At 62.1% G+C, this 3,842-nt stretch carries 5 protein-coding genes; all 5 read right to left on the bottom strand.

Annotated features, from left to right (window positions below):
* Nucleotides 1-769 (bottom strand): ABC transporter permease (locus tag EN893_RS23145; RefSeq protein WP_245490885.1); only part of this gene is annotated, 769 nt, incomplete at its 3' end.
* A 47-nt stretch (nt 770-816) separates the two neighbouring features.
* A complete protein-coding gene (locus tag EN893_RS23140) occupies nt 817-1,803 on the bottom strand; it encodes an autoinducer 2 ABC transporter substrate-binding protein (RefSeq protein ID WP_127272226.1) in 987 nt (328 codons plus the stop codon).
* A gap of 32 nt (nt 1,804-1,835) precedes the next feature.
* Nucleotides 1,836-2,606 (bottom strand): ATP-binding cassette domain-containing protein, encoded by a 771-nt coding sequence (locus EN893_RS23135; protein WP_127271196.1) that lies wholly within the window; start codon nt 2,604-2,606, stop codon nt 1,836-1,838.
* Between the two features lie 28 nt (nt 2,607-2,634).
* Entirely contained in the window at nt 2,635-3,411 is a 777-nt protein-coding gene (locus EN893_RS23130; protein WP_127271194.1) for a glutamine amidotransferase, read from the bottom strand.
* Between the two features lie 72 nt (nt 3,412-3,483).
* Nucleotides 3,484-3,842, bottom strand: a 359-nt coding sequence (locus EN893_RS23125; protein ID WP_245490884.1) for a PfkB family carbohydrate kinase, incomplete at its 5' end; no start/stop codon positions are given.

Here is a 3,842-nt window from a genome sequence, read left to right as displayed (position 1 = left end):
GGCTGCATCTGCCGCCCAATATGCTGGTCCCGCCAAGCATGACCGCGGCAATGGCGTCGAGCGCCAGCGTGCTGCCGATCGTCATCTCCACATTGCGATAGGTGGCGACATAGAACGTGGCGGCAATGCCAGTCAGCACACCGCTGATGACGAAGGTCATGAAGCGGATCTTGATCACCGGGATGCCAGAAAGCCGCGCTTTTTCCTCCGAATTGCCGATCGCCAGCAGATGCAGCCCATAAGGGGTTCGCCGCAGCGCCAGCCAGACGGCCAGATAGGCAACGGCAATCACCAGGGCAGGGACGGGGACGCCGAGCACGCTGGTTGCAAGAAGATCTGTAAGGCTCGAGGGCAGGCCCGAAAGCCATTGCCCTCCGAGAAGTACGAAGACGGCGGTGCGGTAGACACCAAGCAGGCCGAGTGTACCGACAATTGCCGGAACGCGGCCGAGGACAACGACGGCGGCGGTCACGCATCCCAGCAGCGCACCGACCAAAGGGCCTGCAATGAGCGCCAGCAGCGGATTGCCGCCGGCGCCGAGCACACGCCCGATGGCGATGGCCGCCAGACCCATGACGATGCCGATCGAGACATCGATGCCGCCCATGGCGAGCAGCAGGGTCATGCCAAGGCCGATCAGCAGCAGTTCGACACTGTTGCGCAAGACCGTGGCTGCATTGCCTGATGTCGCGTAGTGCGGCGATGCGACAGAAAAGATGACGATCGCCAGCAAACAGGCGACAAACAGAGACCACTCCCGCCCGTTCATGGAGAAGACACCGTTTCCAAACTGCCGCACCACGTTCATCTCAGAGCTCAGAAGTTGAACTTGTCGACATTGTCCTTGGTGAAGACGGCCGGCGGCCCGAGAAGCAAAATGCCCTTGGCGGCATCATAGGTGACGGGCTTTTCCAGGCCGACGACCTTGTTTTCCGCTTCGAAGCTCTTACCGTCGATCAGCTGTTTGCCGGCCCAGACCGTGAGATAGCCGAGTTGCTCGGGATCCCAGAGAACGGTGAAGCCGAAGGCTCCGCTCTTCAGGTAAGACCGTGCCGTGTTCGGGCTGCAGTAGCCGGCACCGATGACCGAGCCGATCTTGCCTGCGGTTTCGATGGCCTGGGCTACGCCCGGGCATGTCGAGGAGGCGACGGCGATGATCGCCTTGATGTCCGGGTTGGCCGCCATCAGATCGCCTGATATTTGCGCGGCGCGTTCGGCGGTGCCGCCGGCGAATTGCGGCGCGAGCAGCTTCAGCTTCGGATATTTGGCGGTGGCTTGCTTCTGCATGAAGCCGATCCAGGCGTTGAGATTGGACGCCGTTGCCTCGCCGGAGACGATGCCGATGGTTGCGTCCTCGCCGACGCGCTTGACGAGTTCGTCGACAATGGTTGTGCCGAGGCCTTCGTCGGTCGCCTGCGCCACATAGACGGCGCGGCCGCTGTCGGGCGCGTCGCTGTCGCTGGTGAACAGCTTGATGCCTTTCGCCTTGGCGCTCTCGACCACGGGTGCGATGCTGGAGGCATCGAGGACGCTGACCGAGATCGCCTCGACGCCCTGATCGATCAGGTTCTGGACGATCTGCAACTGGTCGACCGGATTGGTGTCGACGGGACCGGAATAGATGAAATCGAGGCCCAGGTCCTTGGCGGCGCGATTGCCGCCGGCTTCCATGGCGTTGAAGTAAGGGATGCCGATCAATTGCGGAACGAAGGCGACCTTGTGTTTGTCCGCGGCATGCGCCGCGGTTGCAATGGCGAGTGACAGTGCGGAAGCGGCGAGCACTTTCTTGAACTGTGAAAGCATGTGTTTGAACCTCTCTGGAAATGACGTGCGTTTCAGTTTGTTTTTTCAAGCGCCCGCACGTCGGGATGAGCGCCTGTTATGAGCGAAACGACTTCCTCGTGATCGGTATCGGCCGCCAGCCGTTCGGCCACCTTGCGGCCGCGCCGGAACACCACGATGCGGTCGGCAACCTCGAAGACTTCGGAAATGTTGTGGCTGATGAGCACAACGGCACAGCCGCGCGCGGCAAGCCGCCGTGTCAGCGCCAGGACCTTGCGCGTTTCGGCAACGGCAAGGGCCGCGGTCGGCTCATCCATGATGACCAGCCTGGCATTCAGATTGAGCGCCCGGCAGATTGCGACGGCCTGGCGTTGGCCGCCCGACAGACTGCCAACAGGCGCTTCTGGATCGGAAATATGGGCGTCGAGCTCCTTCAGCAGGCCGTCGACGCGCTGGCGCATTTCTTTGCGCTTCAGGAACGGAATGCCAAAAATGGAGCGTTTCAATTCACGGCCGAGAAAGACGTTTTCTGCGATCGACAGGTTCTCCGAAAGCGCCAGTTCCTGAAAGATCGTCGCGATCCCCGATGCCGCGGCATCCTTGGGCGAGTGAAAGGCGACCGGATTGCCCTCGATCACAAGCTCCCCACCACTGGGCGGATGAGCGCCTGCCAGGATCTTGATGAAGGTCGATTTGCCGGCGCCATTGTCGCCGAGAAGCGCCAGCACCTCGCCGGAGCGGATCTCCAGATCGACATTTGCCAGCGCGGTCAGAGCGCCGAAGCGCTTGGCGATGTTTCTGGCGACAAGAAAGGGCTCTGTCATGACGGGTTCCCCGACGATTGCGGATCGGCTAGGCGGCGTTGCTGACCCAGCGCAGCACGTTGGTCCAAAGCCGCGCGTAGCCAGGCCATTCGACAAAACTGTTCGGCAGCCAGTGAGGACCGATGTCCGACGTCCAGACCAGCGTACGCCCTTCGCCATGGCGCCCGGTAACCAGCAGGGGATGGCCGCCCTGGTCCTGCGGCAGCCGCGCCAGGACCTCGACATCGTCGCGATCACGGGCGATGACCTCGTTGGCACCGAGCAGCAGCGGCCATTCGCCCTCGATGCCGGCAAAAATCGGATGATCCCTGGAACCAGTGATCTCAGGACGAAAGCCTTCCGGTATTTCGAGCCGGTCATCATTGGGAAGGCAGGTCACCGGCAGCGCCTCCTCGACCGCCGTGCGATGCCAGCGGGCCTTGCCGTCAATGCCCTGGAAGCTGAAATAGCCGCCGATCATGATCAGGCCGCCGCCGGCCAGCGTCCAGTCGCGCAGGAGCTTGAGCCGGTTGGGAACCGTTTTGCCGTGCAGCCAGACATCGGGGTGGAGCAGGAGTGAATTCGCGCCAATGTCGGACAGGATGATCGCCCTGTATTGCGACAGCCCTTCCATGGTGAAAGGCAGCTTCTCGACGGCCTCGTGAGCGGGCATGTAGTCGAGATCGAATTCGCTGCCCTTCAAAGCGTCCACCAGGGGTGTTGCGCCCAGGTGAAAGGTGACGCTGCCGAACTGGTCGAACCCCTTGTAGTGGGTCGCCGAACTCACCCAGCTTTCGCCGACAAGAAGGACTTTTGTTTTCGCCATGATCATACTCTCCTGATTTCGTCGGTTGATGCGGTGTTCCGCGCCAGGTCGAAACGTCGATAAGCCATTGTTTCAACTGGCCATCACGGCATTGTTCGCCAGGGCCGCAGCCTTCAGCGTGGCAAAGTCTGCGATGTAACCCTGCGCGCCTTCAACCGTTGTCGTCAGGCTCGCCCCGATTGCCGCATAGCGCGCGGCGTCGTCGAGCGACGCGCCATGCAGCCAAAGGGCAAGGAAGATGCCGGCAAAGCTGTCGCCGGCGCCTGTCGCGTCGACGCGATTGACCGGCAGCGCCGGCACCTCGATCTGCGGACCGCCATTCGCCGGAAAAACGACGGCGCCGAACTCGCCGAGGGTGAGCACGACCGTTCCCCGTTGTTTGATGCGTGATAACATCACTCGCACCTCTTCGATCGTCGTCGCCATACGGC

The sequence above is a fragment of the Mesorhizobium sp. M7A.F.Ca.CA.004.04.2.1 genome (genome assembly GCF_004022825.1).
Taxonomy (GTDB): Bacteria; Pseudomonadota; Alphaproteobacteria; order Rhizobiales; family Rhizobiaceae; genus Mesorhizobium.
The sequence above is the reverse complement of the archived record's forward strand: the minus strand, read 5'-3'. Positions and strand labels throughout refer to the sequence as shown.

Bases quoted from the DNA above. Each gene is read 5' to 3' on its own strand.
- EN893_RS23135 (WP_127271196.1), bottom strand. From the start codon at position 2,606: ATGACAGAGCCCTTTCTTGTCGCCAGAAACATCGCCAAGCGCTTCGGC.
- EN893_RS23130 (WP_127271194.1), bottom strand. From the start codon at position 3,411: ATGGCGAAAACAAAAGTCCTTCTTGTCGGCGAAAGCTGGGTGAGTTCG.
- EN893_RS23140 (WP_127272226.1), bottom strand. From the start codon at position 1,803: ATGCTTTCACAGTTCAAGAAAGTGCTCGCCGCTTCCGCACTGTCACTC.